Source organism: Pantoea sp. X-Soil-OKNW-713, from assembly GCF_059730685.1.
Genome location: NZ_AP035995.1, coordinates 3,754,014 through 3,772,679, shown reverse-complemented (window position 1 = coordinate 3,772,679; position 18,666 = coordinate 3,754,014). Strand labels below are relative to the sequence as shown.

General features: G+C 55.1%; 17 protein-coding genes. 7 read left to right on the top strand and 10 right to left on the bottom strand.

What is annotated here, in order from left to right; translation table 11 throughout:
• Positions 1 to 6: 6 nt before the first annotated feature.
• From AC6I8R_RS17550 to AC6I8R_RS17535, 4 genes are read right to left on the bottom strand one after another with little or no spacing between them, the layout of a single operon-like run.
• Positions 7 to 1,098: a PTS fructose transporter subunit IIC gene (locus AC6I8R_RS17550; protein WP_021183444.1), complete on the bottom strand. Its 1,092-nt coding sequence runs from the start codon at positions 1,096 to 1,098 to the stop codon at positions 7 to 9.
• Positions 1,099 to 1,109: 11 nt separating this feature from the next.
• Positions 1,110 to 1,424 carry a PTS fructose transporter subunit IIB gene (locus AC6I8R_RS17545; protein ID WP_013510517.1) on the bottom strand — a complete coding sequence of 105 codons (315 nt, stop codon included), beginning with the start codon at positions 1,422 to 1,424 and terminating at the stop codon, positions 1,110 to 1,112.
• 22 nt (positions 1,425 to 1,446) lie between these two features.
• A complete protein-coding gene (locus AC6I8R_RS17540) occupies positions 1,447 to 1,917 on the bottom strand; it encodes a PTS sugar transporter subunit IIA (protein ID WP_497832637.1) in 471 nt (156 codons plus the stop codon).
• Positions 1,918 to 1,935: 18 nt separating this feature from the next.
• Entirely contained in the window at positions 1,936 to 3,495 is a 1,560-nt protein-coding gene (locus AC6I8R_RS17535) for a BglG family transcription antiterminator (protein WP_415173181.1), read from the bottom strand.
• Between the two features lie 411 nt (positions 3,496 to 3,906).
• Here AC6I8R_RS17535 and parC point away from each other — a divergent pair, with 411 nt between their 5' ends.
• The 3 genes from parC to ftsP all read left to right on the top strand — a co-directional run bounded on the left by parC (position 3,907) and on the right by ftsP (position 8,516).
• Positions 3,907 to 6,177, top strand: coding sequence for a DNA topoisomerase IV subunit A (gene parC / locus AC6I8R_RS17530; RefSeq protein WP_021183440.1), 2,271 nt, complete (start codon positions 3,907 to 3,909; stop codon positions 6,175 to 6,177).
• A 49-nt stretch (positions 6,178 to 6,226) separates the two neighbouring features.
• Entirely contained in the window at positions 6,227 to 6,964 is a 738-nt protein-coding gene (locus AC6I8R_RS17525; protein WP_021183439.1) for a 1-acylglycerol-3-phosphate O-acyltransferase, read from the top strand.
• Between the two features lie 121 nt (positions 6,965 to 7,085).
• A complete protein-coding gene (ftsP, locus tag AC6I8R_RS17520) occupies positions 7,086 to 8,516 on the top strand; it encodes a cell division protein FtsP (RefSeq protein WP_497832636.1) in 1,431 nt (476 codons plus the stop codon).
• A 124-nt stretch (positions 8,517 to 8,640) separates the two neighbouring features.
• Here ftsP and dkgA read toward each other — a convergent pair whose 3' ends face one another.
• Positions 8,641 to 9,468: a 2,5-didehydrogluconate reductase DkgA gene (dkgA, locus tag AC6I8R_RS17515; protein ID WP_021183437.1), complete on the bottom strand. Its 828-nt coding sequence runs from the start codon at positions 9,466 to 9,468 to the stop codon at positions 8,641 to 8,643.
• 204 nt (positions 9,469 to 9,672) lie between these two features.
• Here dkgA and AC6I8R_RS17510 point away from each other — a divergent pair, with 204 nt between their 5' ends.
• Positions 9,673 to 10,599 carry an AraC family transcriptional regulator gene (locus tag AC6I8R_RS17510; protein ID WP_497832635.1) on the top strand — a complete coding sequence of 309 codons (927 nt, stop codon included), beginning with the start codon at positions 9,673 to 9,675 and terminating at the stop codon, positions 10,597 to 10,599.
• Here the strand turns inward: AC6I8R_RS17510 and AC6I8R_RS17505 are convergent.
• The 5 genes from AC6I8R_RS17505 to AC6I8R_RS17485 all read right to left on the bottom strand — a co-directional run bounded on the left by AC6I8R_RS17505 (position 10,594) and on the right by AC6I8R_RS17485 (position 15,583).
• A complete protein-coding gene (locus tag AC6I8R_RS17505; RefSeq protein WP_013510509.1) occupies positions 10,594 to 11,256 on the bottom strand; it encodes a DedA family protein in 663 nt (220 codons plus the stop codon). The two genes, AC6I8R_RS17510 and AC6I8R_RS17505, sit on opposite strands and share 6 nt — an antisense overlap.
• A gap of 106 nt (positions 11,257 to 11,362) precedes the next feature.
• On the bottom strand, positions 11,363 to 12,553 hold the full coding sequence (metC, locus tag AC6I8R_RS17500) for a cystathionine beta-lyase (RefSeq protein WP_208723597.1): 1,191 nt from the start codon (positions 12,551 to 12,553) through the stop codon (positions 11,363 to 11,365).
• A gap of 197 nt (positions 12,554 to 12,750) precedes the next feature.
• Positions 12,751 to 14,037 carry a TRAP transporter large permease gene (locus AC6I8R_RS17495; RefSeq protein WP_415173185.1) on the bottom strand — a complete coding sequence of 429 codons (1,287 nt, stop codon included), beginning with the start codon at positions 14,035 to 14,037 and terminating at the stop codon, positions 12,751 to 12,753.
• Positions 14,038 to 14,052: 15 nt separating this feature from the next.
• Complete coding sequence (locus AC6I8R_RS17490; protein WP_497832634.1) at positions 14,053 to 14,559, bottom strand: TRAP transporter small permease; 507 nt, start codon at positions 14,557 to 14,559, stop codon at positions 14,053 to 14,055.
• A 46-nt stretch (positions 14,560 to 14,605) separates the two neighbouring features.
• A complete protein-coding gene (locus AC6I8R_RS17485) occupies positions 14,606 to 15,583 on the bottom strand; it encodes a TRAP transporter substrate-binding protein (protein WP_021183431.1) in 978 nt (325 codons plus the stop codon).
• A 343-nt stretch (positions 15,584 to 15,926) separates the two neighbouring features.
• Between AC6I8R_RS17485 and exbB the strand changes: the two genes are divergently transcribed.
• The 3 genes from exbB to AC6I8R_RS17470 all read left to right on the top strand — a co-directional run bounded on the left by exbB (position 15,927) and on the right by AC6I8R_RS17470 (position 18,638).
• On the top strand, positions 15,927 to 16,649 hold the full coding sequence (exbB, locus tag AC6I8R_RS17480) for a tol-pal system-associated acyl-CoA thioesterase (protein WP_208725544.1): 723 nt from the start codon (positions 15,927 to 15,929) through the stop codon (positions 16,647 to 16,649).
• Between the two features lie 5 nt (positions 16,650 to 16,654).
• Positions 16,655 to 17,077 carry a TonB system transport protein ExbD gene (gene exbD / locus AC6I8R_RS17475; RefSeq protein ID WP_021183429.1) on the top strand — a complete coding sequence of 141 codons (423 nt, stop codon included), beginning with the start codon at positions 16,655 to 16,657 and terminating at the stop codon, positions 17,075 to 17,077.
• A 244-nt stretch (positions 17,078 to 17,321) separates the two neighbouring features.
• Complete coding sequence (locus AC6I8R_RS17470) at positions 17,322 to 18,638, top strand: MFS transporter (protein ID WP_497832633.1); 1,317 nt, start codon at positions 17,322 to 17,324, stop codon at positions 18,636 to 18,638.
• The last annotated feature ends 28 nt before the right edge of the window (positions 18,639 to 18,666 follow it).

The window sequence follows — 18,666 nt, the reverse complement described above, 5'->3', positions numbered from 1 at the left end:
GGCTCCTTATTCCAGTGTGAATTTGATCTCTTCATCGCGGACGCCGGGGGCTTCCACATCGTCGAACTCTTCATCCGCCTGGGTCACGGTTTTCTTCATCAGCGACAGCATCACGCCACACACCACGGTGCCAATGCCGAGCGCCAGACAGAACAGCCAGGGTTTGGTAAACAGCGGCACCACAAACATCCCGCCATGCGGCACCGGCGCTTCCACGCCCCACACCATAATCAGCCCGCCAGCAATCGCCGAGGCGACAACACAGCTGGCAACCACGCGCAACAGGTCACGGGCCGCAATCGGGATCACCCCTTCGGTAATCATGCAGATACCCATCGGGAAAGCGGCTTTCAGCGCCTCTTTCTCCGCTTTGGTGTACTTATGCCGTGTCAGCAGGAAGGAGAGGGTGATGCCGAAGGGAGGGATGATGGAGCCGACAAATTTCACCGCCTCTGGACCGTAAATGCCATCCACCAGCATGCCGTCGGCAAACAGCGACATGGTTTTATTGATCGGACCGCCAAAGTCGAAGGTCGCCATCGCACCGAGAATCGCCCCCATGACAAACTTCGAGCCACCCTGCATCGATTCCAGCAGATGAATCAGCGCCTTCTGCAACCAGACAATCGGCTGGCCGATAAAGGTCATCATCAGCAGCCCGGCGATGATGGTACTCAGCAACGGCAGCACCATGATCGGCATCAGTCCCTGCATTGATTGCGGCAGTTTGATGGTGCGGCGCAGCAGCAACACGGTATAACCGACGAGGAAGCCACCGAGAATGCCACCAATAAATCCGGTGCCGATCTGGCCGCAAATAAACCCGACGATCAAACCTGGGGCAAAACCGGGACGATCGGCAATCGAGTAAGCGATAGCCGCGCTGATCAGCGGCACGATCAGCCCCATCCCCCAGCCACCGATCTGGTTCAACATCCAGGCGATGGTGCCGGTTTGCTTACCGACATCCGGCCCGCCGATCACCTGGCCCAGGGCGATACAGATCCCGGCAGCGACGATCAGCGGGATCATCCAGGAGATACCGGTAAGCAGATGGCCTTTGATCTCCTGACCGTACTGACGTTTGTTGTCACTCATGATGGATCTCCTCAGGCACGCGCCAGCGAATCCGCCACTTTTTCGAGGAATTTCACCGGTGACTTGATCACCACTTCGGTTTTGACCCTCACGATAGGTTTGCCCTGAAAGCGCTCTTCGCCTTTGATCTTGACGTCAACGGCGAGGATCACCACATCGGCTGCGGCGATCGCTTCACGCGTCAGTTCCGTCTCGGTGCCGATGGTGCCCTGAGTTTCGACGTGGATGGTGTGGCCCAGTGCATGGGCGCCCTTAATCAGTTTTTCGCGCGCGATATAGGTATGCGCGATGCCTGCCGTGCAGGCCGCTACACAGACAATATTCATGTGTCACCTCAGAGGAGTTGGGTTAACAGAGGTCGGTTTCGGCGTACTGACTAAACAGCCGGATGATATTGCTGGGGTCGTTTTCCGCCAGCAGTTGGGCAATCACCTCATCATCGGCCAGCGCGCTGGCCACCTGCGACAACAGGCGAATGTGGGTGGTGTTCTGATCTTCCAGTCGCACCGCGAACAGGATGATGCAGCGCACCTGGCTGCCATCGAGCGTTTCCCAGGGAATATCCTGCTGGGTGCGGCCAATGGCTAAGGTGGTTTGCCGCACGGCGGCAGACTTGCCGTGCGGGATGGCGATATGGTTTTCAAATCCGGTCGAGCCTTCCGTTTCGCGCAGCCAGACATCGGCGATAAACGCTTCGCGATCGCTGATGGCGCCGTCCTGATACAGCAGCTCGGTCAGCTCGTTGATCACTTCTTCTTTGCTGGTGGCAGTCAGGGCCAGATTGACGCGGCGCGGCGTCAGAATGCGAGAAATATCCATCAGTCAGACCTCATTCAATTAATGTTCAGCCAGGACGCAGCGCGTCCCCTGTGGCAGCTGGCTGCCAATCATGGCGTCGGTAACCCGCCGGATATCGTCATCGTTAAAAAATGCACTGACATACACGCTGGGGATGGCACCGCTGTTGAGGTGAATCGTGGTAATCACCAAATCCACCATTTCGCGCTGACAAAATGCCGCGTGGTTGCTGGCTGATACCACGCCTGCGATTTCCCAGTCCGGGAAGGCGCGCAGGATGCGACTTTTCAGCAAATGCGACGTACCCACTCCGCTGGAGCACACCACCAGAATGCGTTTATGGGCAATTTGCCGTTCCAGCGCGGCCTGAAAATGGACGCAAAGGTAACCAATTTCGTCATCGGCGACTGGCGAGAGATCGAACGTGCGCGCGGTCAGTTGCATGGCCTGTTGTGTCAGTGAAAATATTTCTTTCATTTCCTGCTGAATATCATCCAGCAATGGATTACGAATATGGATGTGATATTTAAGGCGATTTAATAAAGGCTTAATATGCACCAGTAACCCGTCAAATAATAAACGGTCCTGAGATAAATCCTGCTGAATAAAGGCCGAGAAGCGATCAATTAATTCACAGGTTATTTTAACCGACTCCGCCGTGGAAAATTGGTTATGCATTGGCGCATGGTCGCCACGTTCCTCCACCACAATGCCGGATGAGACGATATATTGATAAATAAAACCGACTTCATCGGCGGGTAGCGCACAACCGATACGTGCCTCAATCTGCGTAACCATCTGTCGGGCGATGGTCAGGATACGCTTATCGAGATCCTGCGCCGCCAGCATGGTCTGCAACGCCAGTACGTTCCCCTGCGCCATACGGTGCATCATGATCAAAATGTGGGTGCACAGATTGAGATACCAGGCATCGCCCAGCGGGTAACTCAGTTGCTGCTCCATCTGTTGCAGCAGCGCCTGGACAAAGGCCACATCCTCATCGCCAAAATAATGGACCAGTGCCTGCTGGCTGCCGGGATCAAGCCGTGGCAGCAAGGGCGTCCCGGCGACGTTTTGCTGCATCACATCATTAATCAGCGACACCATCGCCTGACGCAGCGTCTGTTCGTTGCCCTCGATATGGGTGCCGCCTGGGCCGCGCGCCAGCGTCAATCCCAACGGTTGCAGCCACTCTTCAATCACCTTCAGGTCATTAACAATGGAGGCATGGCTGATAAAATAACGTTCGGACAACTTACTGATTGAGGTTTCGCGTGGTGCATCACTCAGCAACTGGGAGGCAATTTTTACCCGACGGCTGTTGTGGCTCAGCGCTTCGCTGTTGTCATCGCCATTCAGTTGTTGTTCCAGTTGCAGGCGCTGCTGAACATCATCAACCCGCAAGCGTACGCCGCGGCCAGGGGTTTTCTCCAACACCATCGCCCAGTTGTTCAGCCAGTTTTCCAGCCATTGCAGGTCACGGTAGATGGTTTTTTCGGATACGCCGAGCTGTTGCGCCAGTTGCTTCAGGGGTTGCGGCGCGGCCTGCTGCAACAGCAGTTTCACTAATCGGTGTTGTCGCGAAGTCAGTATTTGCATTCGTTCACCTTTATTTTGGCAAAACAGTTTCCCGTCAGGTTGTTTTTTATATTTTCCAGATGCCAGAAATCAGGAGCGCAAAAAATCTTTCTTATGGAGTATGAATTTAGAAAAGGACGGGGAAAGCAACAATACTAAATGTTGTCCTCCGAAGAGGACAGGATTAATACGAATTGGATTATCTGAAAATTAATTGAGATCGTGATCACAGCGCGTTGGAATTATTCATTGTGATCCTGATCGCATTCTATTTTGTTTTTTTAATCTGCCTCACATTTATTTTCCAACCATGATTCCTGATGTCAGAGATGGCTTCCCCTGTGACTAAGCCACGGGAATAAGGTACTATCCTCGCCAAACGACCGCCGGATGTCCCGCCGCCGTGGGCCACGAAGTGAGGATGCAAGCTTAATGAGTGAATTGACGCAGGATGGTGCAGAGCGTCTTGCCCTGCACAAATTTACAGAGAACGCGTACCTGAACTATTCCATGTACGTGATCATGGACCGTGCGCTGCCCTATATCGGTGACGGCCTCAAGCCGGTACAGCGCCGTATTGTGTACGCGATGTCTGAGCTGGGTCTGAACGCCAGCGCCAAATTTAAGAAATCAGCACGTACCGTGGGTGACGTGTTGGGTAAATACCATCCGCACGGTGACAGCGCCTGTTATGAAGCGATGGTGCTGATGGCACAGCCGTTCTCTTACCGCTATCCGCTGGTGGACGGTCAGGGCAACTGGGGTGCGCCGGATGATCCGAAATCGTTCGCCGCGATGCGTTATACCGAATCGCGCCTGTCCAAATATGCCGAAATCCTGCTGAGTGAGCTGGGCCAGGGCACGTCGGATTTTATCCCCAACTTTGACGGCACCTTGCAGGAACCGAAGATGTTACCGGCGCGTCTGCCGAACATCCTGCTGAACGGCACCACCGGCATCGCCGTAGGTATGGCGACCGATATCCCGCCGCATAACATTCGCGAAGTGGCGCAGGCCGCGATCACCTTGATCGAGAAGCCAAACACCACGCTGGATGAACTGCTGGATATCGTGCACGGACCGGATTTCCCGACCGAAGCCGAGATCATCACCCCGCGTGATGAGATTCGTAAGATTTACCAGAACGGTCGCGGTTCCATCCGCCAGCGCGCGGTGTGGAAAAAAGAAGAGGGTGAAGTGGTCATCACCGCGCTGCCGCATCAGGTTTCGGGGGCGCGCGTGCTGGAGCAGATTGCTGCACAGATGCGCAATAAAAAGCTGCCAATGGTGGAGGATCTGCGTGACGAGTCCGATCACGAGAACCCGACCCGTCTGGTGATTGTGCCACGCTCTAACCGTGTCGATCTGGATCAGGTGATGAACCACCTGTTTGCCACCACCGATCTGGAAAAAAGCTACCGCGTTAACCTGAACATGATCGGGCTGGATAACCGTCCGGCGGTGAAAAACCTGCTGGAAATTATCTCGGAATGGCTGGTGTATCGTCGTGATACCGTCACCCGTCGTCTGAACTACCGCCTGGAACGCGTGTTGCGTCGCCTGCATATCCTTGAAGGTTTGTTGGTGGCGTTCCTCAATATTGATGAAGTGATCCACATCATCCGTACCGAGGACGAGCCGAAAGCGGTGCTGATGTCGCGCTTTGATATCAGCGAGACGCAGGCCGAAGCGATTCTGGAATTAAAACTGCGCCACCTCGCTAAACTCGAAGAGATGAAGATTCGCGGTGAGCAGGCAGAGCTGGAAAAAGAGCGCGATCAGTTGCAGGCGATCCTCGCCTCTGAGCGCAAGATGAGCAACCTGCTGAAGAAAGAGTTGCAGGCTGACAGCCAGACCTACGGCGACGATCGTCGTTCACCGCTGCGTGAGCGTGAAGAAGCCAAAGCGCTGAGCGAAACTGAGCTGGTGAGCGCCGAGCCGGTCACCATTGTGCTGTCGCAGATGGGGTGGGTACGTAGCGCCAAGGGCCACGATATCGACCCTGCCGGTCTGAGCTACAAAGCGGGGGACAGTTATCTGGCTGCCGCGCGAGGTAAGAGCAATCAACCGGTGGCGTTTATCGATTCCACCGGCCGCAGTTATACCCTTGATCCGACATCGCTGCCGTCGGCGCGTGGTCAGGGCGAGCCGTTAACCGGCAAACTGACGCCGCCACCGGGTGCGGTGATGGAGCAGGTGCTGATGGAGCCGGATGAGCAGAAACTGCTGATGGCTTCGGATGCGGGTTATGGCTTTATCTGTACCTTTGCCGATCTGGTGTCGCGCAACCGTTCGGGTAAAGCGCTGCTGACGCTGCCGGAAAACGCCAAAGTGATGACGCCGATGGCGGTGAATCACGAAGATGACATGCTGCTGGCGATCACTCAGGCCGGCCGCATGCTGATGTTCCCGGTGGGCGAGCTGCCACAAATGTCGAAAGGCAAGGGCAACAAAATCATCTCTATCCCATCCGCAGAAGCCGCAGCGGGTAGTGACAAGCTGGTGTGGTTGCTGATTCTGCCGACCGGCAGCGCGATTACCTTACATGTAGGCAAGCGCAAGCTGGTGCTGCGCAGCGAAGAGTTGCAGAAGTTCCGCGCCGATCGTGGTCGTCGTGGTACGTTGTTACCACGCGGTTTGCAACGTATCGACCGTGTTGAGCTGGATGCCCCAACGCGCCACAGCGAAGCGAGTGAAGAATAACCCTGCAAAATAATAAAGCAGGCAAGGGTATGCCATTATTGAGGAAGCTATGTTACTAATTTTACGGGCTATTTTTGTAATCATCTATTCGATTCTGGTCTGTGTGTTTGGTTGTATTTGGTGCCTGTTTTCACCGCGTAACCCGCGCCATGTGGCCACTTTTGGCCACATGTTTGGTCGCTTATCATCGGTGTTTGGTGTCAAAGTGGAACTGCGTAAACCGGCCGATGCCGCGAGCTATGGCAACGCCATTTATATCGCAAACCACCAGAACAACTTCGACATGATCACGGCAGCCAAAATTGTGCAGCCCACCACGGTGACCGTTGGCAAAAAAAGCCTGTTGTGGATCCCGTTTTTTGGTCAGTTGTACTGGCTGGCGGGCAACCTGTTGATTGACCGTGATAATCGAGCCAAGGCACATGGCACCATTGGTGAATTGATCGATCAGTTTAAAAAGAAACGCATTTCGTTCTGGATGTTCCCGGAAGGGACGCGCAGCCGCGGGCGTGGCCTGCTGCCGTTTAAAACAGGTGCGTTTCATGCCGCGATGGCAGCAGGGGTGCCCATCATCCCGGTGGTGGTGTCCAACACCCATGACAAAATCAAACTCAATCGCTGGAACAACGGTCTGGTGATTGTTGAGATGTTACCCCCGGTGGACACTGCCGCGTTTGCCGACAGTTCAGTACGTAAGCTGGCGACCCACTGCCGCGAATTAATGTCGGCAAAGCTGGAAGAATTGAACGCCGAAGTCGCCGAGCGTGAAAAAAACGGTAAAATCTGACCGTTCCCACGGGGCAGGCAATCTGCCCCGTGCCATCTCCCCGCTTGGGGGACAGCACAGCAATAGCAATTAGAAAAAATGGACGGCGTCCTCACGCCACGCTCAAAGGGTCTGAAGTTTTATGTCTTGCAGCAGACGTCAGTTTATTCAGCTTTCTGCCGGTGTTGCGCTTGCTACCAGCGCTATGCCATACACCGCGCGTGCCGCTTCCGCACCCGCTGGTGATACACCTCTTCCGGTCCCGCCGTTGATTGAATCACGCCGCGGTCAGCCACTCTTTCTCACGCTCCAGCGTAGCCACTGGTCATTCAATGGCGACAGCAACAAAGTGCCGGTTTGGGGCATCAATGGCATGTATCTTGGCCCGACGGTACGTGTGTACAGCGGCGACGACGTAAAACTGATTTACAGCAATCGTCTCAACGAGCCGGTGGCGATGACGGTGAGCGGTCTTCAGGTGCCAGGAGCCCTGATGGGCGGCGCGCCGCGTATGATGTCGGCGGGTGTTGACTGGGCACCTGTGCTGCCAATTCGTCAGGGAGCAGCGACCCTGTGGTACCACGCCAACACCCCCAACCGTATGGCCCCGCATGTCTACAACGGGCTGGCGGGAATGTGGCTGATTGAAGATGACATCAGCAAGACGCTGCCGCTGCCAAAGCATTACGGTGTGGATGATTTCCCGCTGGTGATTCAGGACAAGCGTCTCGACAACTTTGCCACCCCGGTGTACGACCCGCCGCAGGATGGCGGCTTTCTCGGCGACACCTTACTGGTCAATGGCGTGCAAAATCCCTATGTGGAGGTTTCACGCGGTTGGGTGCGTTTGCGCCTGTTGAACGCGTCTAACTCACGCCGTTACGATCTGGCTTTCTCCGATAATCGTCCGTTTACGGTGATCGCCAGCGATCAGGGCTTTTTGCCTGCGCCGGTCGCGGTGCAGCGTCTGTCGCTGGCTCCGGGTGAACGACGTGAAGTGCTGGTGGATATGTCGCAGGGCGATGTCGTGTCGATCACCGCAGGCACTGCGGCGGGTCTGATGGATCGCTTGCGCGGGCTGTTTGAACCTTCATCGATTCTTGCCAACACCCTGGTGTTGACGCTGCGGCCGACCGGTTTGCTGCCTTTGGTGACGGATAATCTGCCGATGCGTCTGCTGGCGGATCAGATTCTGGATGGTGCGGCGGTACGTACCCGTGAATTCCGCATTGGCGATGGCATGCCGGGCATCAATGGTGCGCTGTGGAATATGGGGCGTATTGATACCACCGCGCAGCAGGGCAGCTTTGAACGCTGGATCCTGCATGCCGACCGCCCGCAGTCACTGCATATTCAGGGCGTGATGTTCCTGATTAAAAGCGTCAATGGCGCGCAGCCGATGGGTGAAGATCGCGGCTGGAAGGATACGGTGTGGGTTGATGGTGATGTCGAATTGCTGGTGAGCTTTACGCAGAGTTCGTCGGATCACTTCCCGTTTGTTTATTACAGCCAAACGCTGGAGCTGGCGGATCGCGGTACAGCGGGGCAGTTATTGGTTAACCCATCGGCGTAATCTCTTTCCCTCACCCTCACCCTAACCCTCTCCCGCAAGCGGGAGAGGGGATTGAGAGGTGCACGGGTACTTCCTCCCTCTCCCGCTTGCGGGAGAGGGCCGGGGTGAGGGCAATAGCACGCACCTAACCGCCAAATTTCTCCGGATCCGGTCCCAACCGCTTACCAATATCCAGCGTGGTGATCTCACTGATCTCCGGTTTCTCCAACCGGAAATCAAACACCTTAAAGTTCTCCTCAATACGCGCCGGCGTCACAGACTTCGGAATCACCACTAACCCGCTGTCCAGATGCCAGCGAATAACGATTTGCGCCGGAGTTTTGCCATATTTCTTCGCAAGGCTTTTGATCACTTCCTGATCAAACACCCCCTGGCCGCCTTGCGCCAGCGGACTCCAGGACTCAGTCTGGATTTGGTGCAGGGCATTCCACGCGTGCAGGGTGCGCTGCTGCAACATCGGGTGCAGTTCTATCTGGTTTACCACCGGGGAAACCCCGGTCTCATCCATCAGACGTTTCAGATGCGCTTCGTTGAAATTACACACCCCAATACTTTTGGTCAGCCCCTGTTGCTGCAACTTAATCATCTGTTCCCAGGCACTCAGGTACAGATCTTTAAACGGACAGGGCCAATGCATCAGGTAAAGATCCACCTGATCCAGTTTGAGTTTTTCCAGGCTGGTTTCCAGCGCCTGCTGCGCATTTTTCTGGTCATCATTCCACAGCTTGGTGGTGACGAAAACCTGTTCGCGAGGCACGTCCGTTTCCTGCAACGCCTGACCAATCGCCTCCTCGTTTTTGTAGGCGGAAGCCGTATCGATAGAGCGATAGCCCACCTCCAGCGCTTTTAATACCGCTTTACGTGCTTCATCAATACTTGCCTGCCAGACACCCAGCCCGAGCTGCGGCATCATATTGCCGTCGTGCAGTTTAATCAGTGGTTGGTCTGCCATAGTTGCTCCTTATTTGTCGCAGTGACTCACCGGAAACACTGAGGTTAAGTCTAGTCAACAAACCTTAGCCTCGGGTTCATTGTGGCAACTCTGCGGCATTTTTGTGCTGTCTGTTTCTGCCGGAATCTTGCCTGATTCTCCAGCAAGCTGGAGCTTTCGCCCGAGGTGCGGCAAACTGCCTTTTTTGCTGCGAGAGACTATGCCATGCCTTATGACACGCTTTGCCGTCAGCTTGCCCGTCAGGTGATTGCGCTGATGAAGCCTGGTAGCCAGCCGCTATGTCAGCTGGATAACGTGCGATTGATCTACGCCGACGAGCCGTTGCCGCGCACGCCGATGATGTATCAGCCCGGCATTGTCATTCTGTTTCAGGGGCGTAAAACCGGCTATCTCGGCAGCACGGTGTTCCATTATGACGCCACCAAATACCTGATGCTCACCGTGCCACTGCCGGTGGAGTGTGAAACCGAAGCTACGCCAGAAGAGCCGCTGGCGGGGATGTGTCTGACGGTCGATAACGCCAGCCTACAGGATTTGTTGATGGAGATTGGCGACGATCAGGATTTTCAGCCGCAGCCGCAAACCTCTGGCATTCATTCCGCTTTTCTCAGTGAAGAGATGCTTTGCGCCGCTGAGCGTCTGCTGGATGTGATGCGTAAACCGCGTGACGCGCGTGTGCTCGGGCCGCAAATCGTGCGGGAAATTATCTACTACGTGCTGACCGGGCCTTGTGGCGGTGCGCTGTTATCATTGATCAGCCGCCAGACGCAATTTAGCCAGATCGCCCGTGCGTTGCGCCGTATCGAAAGTCATTTCAGTGAAAACCTTAGCGTGGAGACGCTGGCGGCAGAGGTGAACATGAGCGTATCGGCGTTCCACCACAACTTTAAAGCCGTAACGCAAACCTCACCGTTGCAGTATCTGAAACGTTATCGCCTGCATCAGGCGCGTCTGTTGATGTTACAAGACGGGATGCGCGCCAGTGCCGCGGCGGTACGCGTCGGGTATGAAAGCCCTTCGCAATTTTCACGCGAGTTTAAGCGCTATTTCGGCGTCACGCCGGGAGAGGAGGCAAGCCGCGTGCGTCAGACGGTGTTTGAGTCCACCGCCGACGCCGTGCAGCTTCTATGACGCCTTCGGGCGTCTTTTTTTCCAGATCACCAGAATGCTGCCCGCCAGGCCGACGAACAACAAAACCACCGGCAGCAGCATCAGAATCGCCATCACCTGATCTTCATGGCGTTTGATAAACGGCACCTGGCTGATGCCATAGCCGAACGCCACCACAATGCACACCCACAGCCAGCCGCTCAGCCAGTTAAAAAACTGAAAACGACCATTCTGCAAACCGGAAATGCCTGCCATGGTTGGCAGCAGGGTACGCACAAACGCCAGAAAGCGACCCACCAGCAGCGCCATCAACCCGTGGCGGTTAAACAACTGCCAGGCGCGTTGGTGATATTGGGCTGGCAGGTGCATCAGCCAGCTTTTGACAATTTTGGTGTTGCCCAGCCAGCGTCCCTGAAGATAGCTCAGCCAGCAGCCAAGGCTGGCCGCGGTGGTCAATATCAGCATGGTCGGGACAAAGTCCATCACACCTTTGGCAACCATCGCCCCAGCCAGCAGCAGCAAGCTGTCGCCCGGCAGAAAAGACGCTGGCAATAAACCGTTTTCCAGAAACAGCGTCACAAACATCACACCGTAGACAATCCACACCACATCCGGATTGGCCAGCGCGGCAAAATCCTGATGCCAGAGCGCCTGGACAATCTCATGTAAAACACCCATCTGCTATTCCATCAAGTCACAAGGATTTTATTTTAACGGCCTGCGTAGCAGCAGACGTTGATCTCTGCCACGCGGCATCAGGCTTGTTGAGGCTTTGTTGAAGATTTTAGCGTTTCAGGCGCTCAAACCCGGCTTGCAGATCCTCAATCAGGTCGGCAACGTGTTCCAGACCAATATGTAGCCGCACCAGCGTACCGGTAAAATCGACGCCACCTGCCGGGCGAATCTCAGCCAGTTCTTCCGGTTGATTGGCGAGGATCAGTGACTCATAACCGCCCCAGGAGTAGGCCATGCTGAAGTGGTGGAAACCGTCGAGATAGTGCGCCAGCTGCTCGCTGCTCAGCTTCTCATGCAGGATGAAGGAAAACAGGCCGCTACTGCCGGTAAAATCTCGCTGCCAGAATTCATGCCCCTTGCACTGCGCCAGCGCCGGATGGTTAACGCGCGCCACTTCCGGGCGAGCGGCCAGCCACTCCGCCACCTGTAAACCACTCTCTTCATGCTGGCGCAGACGCGTACCCAGCGTGCGCAGACCACGGCTCGCCATATAGGCGGTATCGGCGTCCACCATCTGACCCATCAGGTAGGAATTTTCACGCAGTTGATCCCAGCAGCGGGCGTTAGCGACGGCAGTGCCGATCATCGCATCGCTGTGACCGATCAGGTATTTGGTCCCGGCCTGGATCGAAATATCGACGCCATGCTCCAGAGCGTTAAACAAAACACCCGCCGCCCAGGTATTATCGAGCATGATGATGGCATCAGGGGCTTTGCTGCGCACTGCGGCGACAATCGCCGGAATGTCCTGCACTTCCATAGTGATGGATGCCGGGGATTCCAGAAACACCACGCGGGTATTGGGTTGCACCAACGCGCTGATTTCGCTGCCAATGCAGTGATCAAAAAAGGTGGTGGTGACCTGAAGTTTGCTGAGGATTTTGGTACAGAAGTCCTGAGTCGGTTCGTAGACCGCGCCACTCATCAGTACATGATCGCCAGCGGCGACGAACGAAAGAATAGCGTTGGCAACCGCAGCAGCACCACAAGGATAGAGCACGCAACCTGCACCGCCTTCCAGTTCGGTCATCGCATCCTGGAGGGAAAAGTGTGTCAGGGTGCCACGACGGCCATAAAACAGTTCGCCTTTCGCCCGCCCGGCGGTGGCGCGTTTTTTATCGGCGACGGTGTCAAACACCAGCGATGAGGCACGCTGAATCACGCTGTTGACTGAACCCTGAGTGTAACGTTTGCTGCGTCCCGCGCTGACCAGCGTGGTGTCTATTTTTTTCGTTGCCATCACTGCCTTTCCTGCCGCATTTCACAAAACCACCACGTTAACACGAATCGGTCCTGTGCGTTGCCCCTGATTACGGAATATCAGACAGTCACCTTCATTGGATGAAGCGCGATCCGTAGCGGCGCGATTTATCGCGCATTCCCGTGCGCAATGCAGGAAAAAACCGCAGGATAAATCGCACCGCTACGGGCCTGGTTTTACATCACTCCCATGATATGTGGCAGCCACAGCGACAGCGCCGGGATATACGTGATTAACATCAACACCAGAAACAGCATGCAGTAGAACGGCAGCATCGCGCCGACCACCTGTTCAATCTTCTGTTTACTGACAGCACTGGCAACGAACAACACGGTGCCGACAGGTGGCGTGATCAGGCCGATACCGAGATTGGTCATCATGATCATGCCGAAATGCACCGGATCCACGCCGAGTGAGGTAGCGACAGGCAGCAGCACAGGCGTCAGGATCAGGATGATCGGTGCCATATCCATCAGCGTACCGATCACCAGCAGCAGCACGTTAATACACATCAGGATCACGTACTTGTTGTCCGACAGGCTGGTAAAGGCTTCGGTAATGGCGGTGGGCAGTTGCATAAAGGTCATCACTGCGCCAAAACCGGCCGCGAAGGCAATCAATACCATCACGATGGTGACGGTTTTGATGGTGCGAAACAGCAGGATGTGCAACTGGCTCCACTTAAAGTCACGATAGATAAACATGGTGACGAAGAATGCCCACAGGCAGGCAATGGCCGCAGATTCCGAGGCGGTGAAAATCCCGGACAGAATGCCGCCGAGAATAATGACGATGGTGAACAATCCCCAGAAGGCATCAAAGAAGATCTTCAGCGCCTGGCGAAACGGGATCGCTTCACCTTTGGGATATCCTCGTTTGCGCGCAAATCCCAGACACATCACCATCAGGCAACCACCCAGCATCAGTCCCGGCAAAATACCGGCGACAAACAACGAGGAAATGGTCACCACGCCGCCCGTTGCCAGCGAATAAATCACCGAGTTATGGCTGGGTGGCGTCAGTACCGCTTGCACCGAGCCGCTGGCGGTCACCGCCGCCGCAAAATCGCGCGGATAACCTTTCTCCTCCATTTGCGGGATCATCACCGAGCCTATCGAGGCGGTATCTGCCACGGAAGAACCGGAAATCGCACCGAAAAACGTCGAGGCGACGATATTCACCAGCGATAAGCCGCCACGAATAAAGCCGACGAAGATATAGGCAAAATTCACCAGGCGTCGGGCGATCCCGCCTTCAGCCATGATCGCGCCCGCCAGAATAAAGAACGGGATGGTGAGTAACGAAAACTTATTGATGCCGTTGGTCACCTGAATCACCACCGCTTCCAGCGGCAGGTCAATCCACCAGGCACCGATAAAGGCGCTAAACCCGACCGCGAAAGCGACCGGAAAGCCGACCAACAGCAACAGAATCAGACTGCCAATCAGGATGAATGCGTCCATCACGATGCTCCGAGGTTAGTGGGTGCCGCCAAGCGTGACGATTGGGCGCTGGCTCTGGTCGCCATTCAGCAGACGTTCCAGGGCAAACAGCAGGGTAAAAATGGTGCCAATCGGGATCGGTAAATACATCTCGCCATAGGTGACATTGGGCAGTGAGGCCAGCGGCTGAATCCACATCGCGGCACACAGGTTGTAGCTGGCGCGGAACAGCACCACACATAAGGCGATTAACAGCAGGTTACACAGCAGCAGCGCCCATTTTTGCCCGCCAGGTGATAAGCGATCGGTCAACATAGAGACACAAATATGGGTGCCAGCTCGCAGGCCGACCGGCGCGCCGATAAAGGTAAAAATGATCATGCAGATAATGGCAACCGGCTCTGGCCATGAGAGCGCGCTGTTCAATACATAGCGCGCAAAGATGCCGACGGGAATGACCGCTACCATGATCATCAACGCTGCCGCCGCCACCCACATGCACAGCAGGTACAACCGATCCATCCACCGGGAATATGCGTTCATAATTGGATCCTGAGTGAAACGCCACGCCTGCGCGCGGCGTGGGGGGTTATTTCACCTCGGCGATCTGTGTCATCAGATCCTGATACTTGCCGCCAAACTGATCGCGTACCGGTTGGGTAGCTTTGACAAAGTAGTCGCGATCGATCTGTTGGAAGGTGACGCCTCCGGCCTTCATTTTCTCAATCGATTGCTGGGTGTAGCTGGCCCACAACTGACGTTCCTCATCCTGAGCTTCTTTGCCCAGCTTCTTCAGTAACGCCTGATCGTCAGCAGAAAGGCGGTCCCACGCCGGTTTGGAGAACAGGATCATCTCTGGCTGAATAAAGTGGCCGGTGAGGGTGTAGTACTTCGCTACGGGCAGGTAGTTATGGGCGACAAAGGTCGGTGGGTTATTCTCGGTGCCATCCACCACGCCGGTTTGCATGGCGCTGAACACTTCACTGACGCCCATCGCTACCGGGTTAGCGCCCATTGCTTTTAGCGTGGCGAGCGAGATGGCGCTGTTCTGCACGCGGATCTTCATGCCTTGCAGATCTTCCGGTTTGCTCAGTGGTTTCTTGGTGATCATGTTGCGCGTCCCGGCATCGGTCCAGCCGAGAAACACCATGCGGGTGTTGGGATCTTTATTGAATTTATCGACGATCTGCTCACCTACGCTGCCATCCAGCACTTTGTGCATATGATCTTCATCGCGGAAGATAAAGGGCAGGGTAAGCACGCTGGTTTCCGGCGCGATGGTGGTCACCGGGGCCAACGAAACGCGGATCATATCAATCGCGCCCAGTTGAACCTGTTGTAAGGTTTGATCTTCATCGCCGAGCACACCACCGGCATACACCTTCATTTCCAGACGACCCTCGGTGGCCTGTTTCAGTTTCTCCCCCATGTGCTCCAGCGCGACCACGGTGGGATAACCGGCGGGTTGTACTTCCGCCACCTTAAGGACTTTGGCCTGCGCATTACAGGCCAGCAGGGCGATCATGGAGGACAACGAAACTGCGAGTAGTCTTTTTTTCAGCGTCATTTTTTGCTCCAGCAACAGGTAGCGAAATCGGACAGTGCAACGGCACCGTTAAAAGGCAGGGCTGGCTCAGAATAATGAAAATCGCGTGGTGAAAAAGTGGGCAGATGTTGATTGAATGAAATGCATCACATTTTGAAACGATGTTTTAATAATTTTATACAGTACGTCACATTTATAAAACCTGCTCACAATCGAAAGAAACTGTGGTGGAAAAACGCACTTTTCGTTTGTAAATAGTAATGAGAACTACTATCAATTCGGCCCGCTAATTTGTTATGATCCGGCGCTCGATCGTGAACTATGCAATTGAAGTTGGAGATGCAGCGTGGTAGCCAGTGATTTGATGCAGACGGATCTCTCCGTTTGGGGCATGTATCATCATGCCGATATCGTGGTAAAGGTGGTCATGATTGGCCTGTTGATGGCCTCTGTGGTCACCTGGGCAATCTTCTTTGGTAAGTTTGCTGAGTTGAGTTCAGCCAAGCGCCGACTGAAACGCGAACATCTCGCCCTGAGTGATGCGCGTTCGTTAGATGACGCCTCCAGCACTGCCGCCAGCTTCAAGGGTAACAGCCACAGCGCCGTGTTACTTAACGATGCACAGAACGAGCTGGAACTTTCAGCCGGTGTCGAAGACACCGATGGTATTAAAGAGCGTACCAGCTTCCGTCTGGAACGCCGCGTTGCCGCTTTCAGCCGTCATGCTGGCCGCGGTAACGGTTTCCTCGCCACCATTGGTTCGGTTGCTCCGTTTATCGGCCTGTTCGGTACGGTATGGGGCATCATGAACAGCTTTATCGGCATCGCACAGACGCAAACCACCAACCTCGCGGTGGTCGCTCCTGGGATTGCGGAAGCGCTGCTGGCGACCGCGATTGGTCTGGTCGCTGCTATCCCTGCCGTGGTCATCTACAACGTATTTGCCCGTATGATTGCCAGCTACAAAGCGTCGCTCGGTGATGTGGCGGCGCAGGTGCTGCTGCTGCAAAGCCGTGACCTCGACCTGGGAAACGTGACTAACGAAGTGGCTCGTCCGGCTGCCGCACAGAAACTGCGCGTAGGGTAATTGCGATGGCGATGCGTTTAAACGACGACCTGGAAAGCGATGGCGAAATGCATGAAATCAACGTGACGCCGTTTATCGACGTGATGTTGGTTCTGCTGATCATCTTTATGGTGGCCGCGCCGCTGGCAACCGTGGATGTTCGCGTCAATCTGCCTGCTTCCACCAGTGCGCCGCAGCCGCGTCCGGAAAAACCGGTTTATTTGTCGATTAAAGAAGATAACCAGGTTTATATCGGCAACGATCAGGTCACCAAAGAGACGCTGGTCAATGCGCTGACGGCGCAGACGGAAGGCAATAAAGAAACCACTATCTTCTTCCAGGCTGACAAATCAGTAAGTTATGAAACCCTGATGTCGGTGATGGACCAACTTCGTGAAGCCGGATATCTGAAGATTGGCTTGATGGGTATGGAAACGGTGAAGAAGTAGTTTCACTGAAAGTTATGAGGGCGCCCTAATGGGCGCCCTTTTTGTTATGGGCGTAATCGACGACCAAAAAGGAAAACCACGAATCAGGCGGATTAACGGGCAATTATCCTGCGGATCAACTTTGTTAATGTTTGGTTACGTATAACCCTGCTTTTGTAAAGTGCAATGGTGAATTGGATCACATTCATCAGGGGGACGTCACGATAAAAGGGACATCCCCGCATGGAAGACACTGGAAAATCCTATGAGCTCACCTTCTTCTTTACAAAAGTCATCGCAGAGCGGTGCCAAAACTATCTTTAGCGTAACCAGCGGCAACTTCCTTGAAATGTACGATTTCATGGTGTTTGGTTATTACGCGACCGCGATTGCAAAAACCTTTTTCCCCGGTGATAACCCGTTTGCGTCATTAATGCTGACGCTGATGACCTTTGGCGCAGGCTTCCTGATGCGTCCGTTAGGGGCGATTGTGCTCGGTGCCTACATTGACCATCATGGCCGCCGCAAAGGCTTGCTGGTCACCCTCGGTATTATGGCGCTGGGTACGCTGACGATTGCCGTGGTGCCAGGCTATGCCACCCTCGGGGCGGCGGCACCGGTGTTGATTCTTATTGGTCGTTTGTTGCAGGGCTTTTCCGCCGGTGTTGAATTGGGCGGCGTGTCTGTGTATCTGGCTGAGGTGGCCCCGAAAGGGCGTAAAGGCTTCTACGTTAGCTGGCAATCTGGCAGCCAGCAGGTGGCGGTTATCTTCGCGGCGCTGCTGGGACTGGGCCTGAACCACCTGTTGGAAAAAGAGGCGGTGACTGACTGGGGCTGGCGTATTCCGTTCGTCATTGGCTGTCTGATCGTACCGTTTCTGTTCTGGATTCGCCGTATGCTGGAGGAGACTGAAGCCTTCAGTCAGCGTAAACATCATCCGACCATGCGTCAGATTATGCGCTCGGTGGGACAGAACTGGGCGCTGGTGTTAGCCGGTATGCTGATGGTGGTCACCACCACGGTGATGTTCTATATGATCACCGCATTTACCCCCACATTCGGCAAAACCGTGCTGATGATGAGCGATAAAGATAGCTTTCTGGTAACGCTGTTTGTCGGTCTTTCCAACCTGTTCTGGTTGCCGGTGATGGGCTCGTTGTCCGACCGGATTGGTCGCCGTCCGTTGCTGATAACCTTTACCATCCTGATGATCCTCACGGCCTGGCCGGTGCTGCACTGGCTGGTCGGATCGCCGACCTTCGCCCATCTGGTGGTGGCTGAACTCTGGTTATCCTTCCTCTACGCCAGCTACAACGGGGCGATGGTGGTGTATCTGGCGGAAATCATGCCAGCCGAGGTACGCGCATCCGGTTTCTCGCTGGCTTATAGCCTGGCAACCGCGCTGTTTGGCGGCTTTACCCCGGCTGTCTCCAGCTATTTGATTCACGCCACGGGTGACAAAGCGATGCCAGGCGTATGGCTGTCGTTCGCGGCGGTGTGCGGTTTGATCGGCACATTGCTGATAGGCCGGATGGTGAAGCAGTATCGCACGCGCCACAGCGCGACGGCGGTGAATGCCTGATTATTCGAGTCGTAGCGGCGCGATTTAT

Coding starts and splice junctions, on each gene's coding strand:
- AC6I8R_RS17525 (WP_021183439.1), top strand. CDS start 6,227: ATGTTACTAATTTTACGGGCTATTTTTGTAATCATCTATTCGATTCTG.
- exbB (WP_208725544.1), top strand. CDS start 15,927: ATGCAGACGGATCTCTCCGTTTGGGGCATGTATCATCATGCCGATATC.
- AC6I8R_RS17550 (WP_021183444.1), bottom strand. CDS start 1,098: ATGAGTGACAACAAACGTCAGTACGGTCAGGAGATCAAAGGCCATCTG.
- AC6I8R_RS17510 (WP_497832635.1), top strand. CDS start 9,673: ATGCCTTATGACACGCTTTGCCGTCAGCTTGCCCGTCAGGTGATTGCG.
- AC6I8R_RS17535 (WP_415173181.1), bottom strand. CDS start 3,495: ATGCAAATACTGACTTCGCGACAACACCGATTAGTGAAACTGCTGTTG.
- ftsP (WP_497832636.1), top strand. CDS start 7,086: ATGTCTTGCAGCAGACGTCAGTTTATTCAGCTTTCTGCCGGTGTTGCG.
- AC6I8R_RS17490 (WP_497832634.1), bottom strand. CDS start 14,559: ATGAACGCATATTCCCGGTGGATGGATCGGTTGTACCTGCTGTGCATG.
- dkgA (WP_021183437.1), bottom strand. CDS start 9,468: ATGGCAGACCAACCACTGATTAAACTGCACGACGGCAATATGATGCCG.
- AC6I8R_RS17495 (WP_415173185.1), bottom strand. CDS start 14,037: ATGGACGCATTCATCCTGATTGGCAGTCTGATTCTGTTGCTGTTGGTC.
- AC6I8R_RS17505 (WP_013510509.1), bottom strand. CDS start 11,256: ATGGGTGTTTTACATGAGATTGTCCAGGCGCTCTGGCATCAGGATTTT.
- AC6I8R_RS17545 (WP_013510517.1), bottom strand. CDS start 1,424: ATGAATATTGTCTGTGTAGCGGCCTGCACGGCAGGCATCGCGCATACC.
- AC6I8R_RS17470 (WP_497832633.1), top strand. CDS start 17,322: ATGAGCTCACCTTCTTCTTTACAAAAGTCATCGCAGAGCGGTGCCAAA.
- exbD (WP_021183429.1), top strand. CDS start 16,655: ATGGCGATGCGTTTAAACGACGACCTGGAAAGCGATGGCGAAATGCAT.
- AC6I8R_RS17485 (WP_021183431.1), bottom strand. CDS start 15,583: ATGACGCTGAAAAAAAGACTACTCGCAGTTTCGTTGTCCTCCATGATC.
- parC (WP_021183440.1), top strand. CDS start 3,907: ATGAGTGAATTGACGCAGGATGGTGCAGAGCGTCTTGCCCTGCACAAA.
- metC (WP_208723597.1), bottom strand. CDS start 12,553: ATGGCAACGAAAAAAATAGACACCACGCTGGTCAGCGCGGGACGCAGC.
- AC6I8R_RS17540 (WP_497832637.1), bottom strand. CDS start 1,917: ATGGATATTTCTCGCATTCTGACGCCGCGCCGCGTCAATCTGGCCCTG.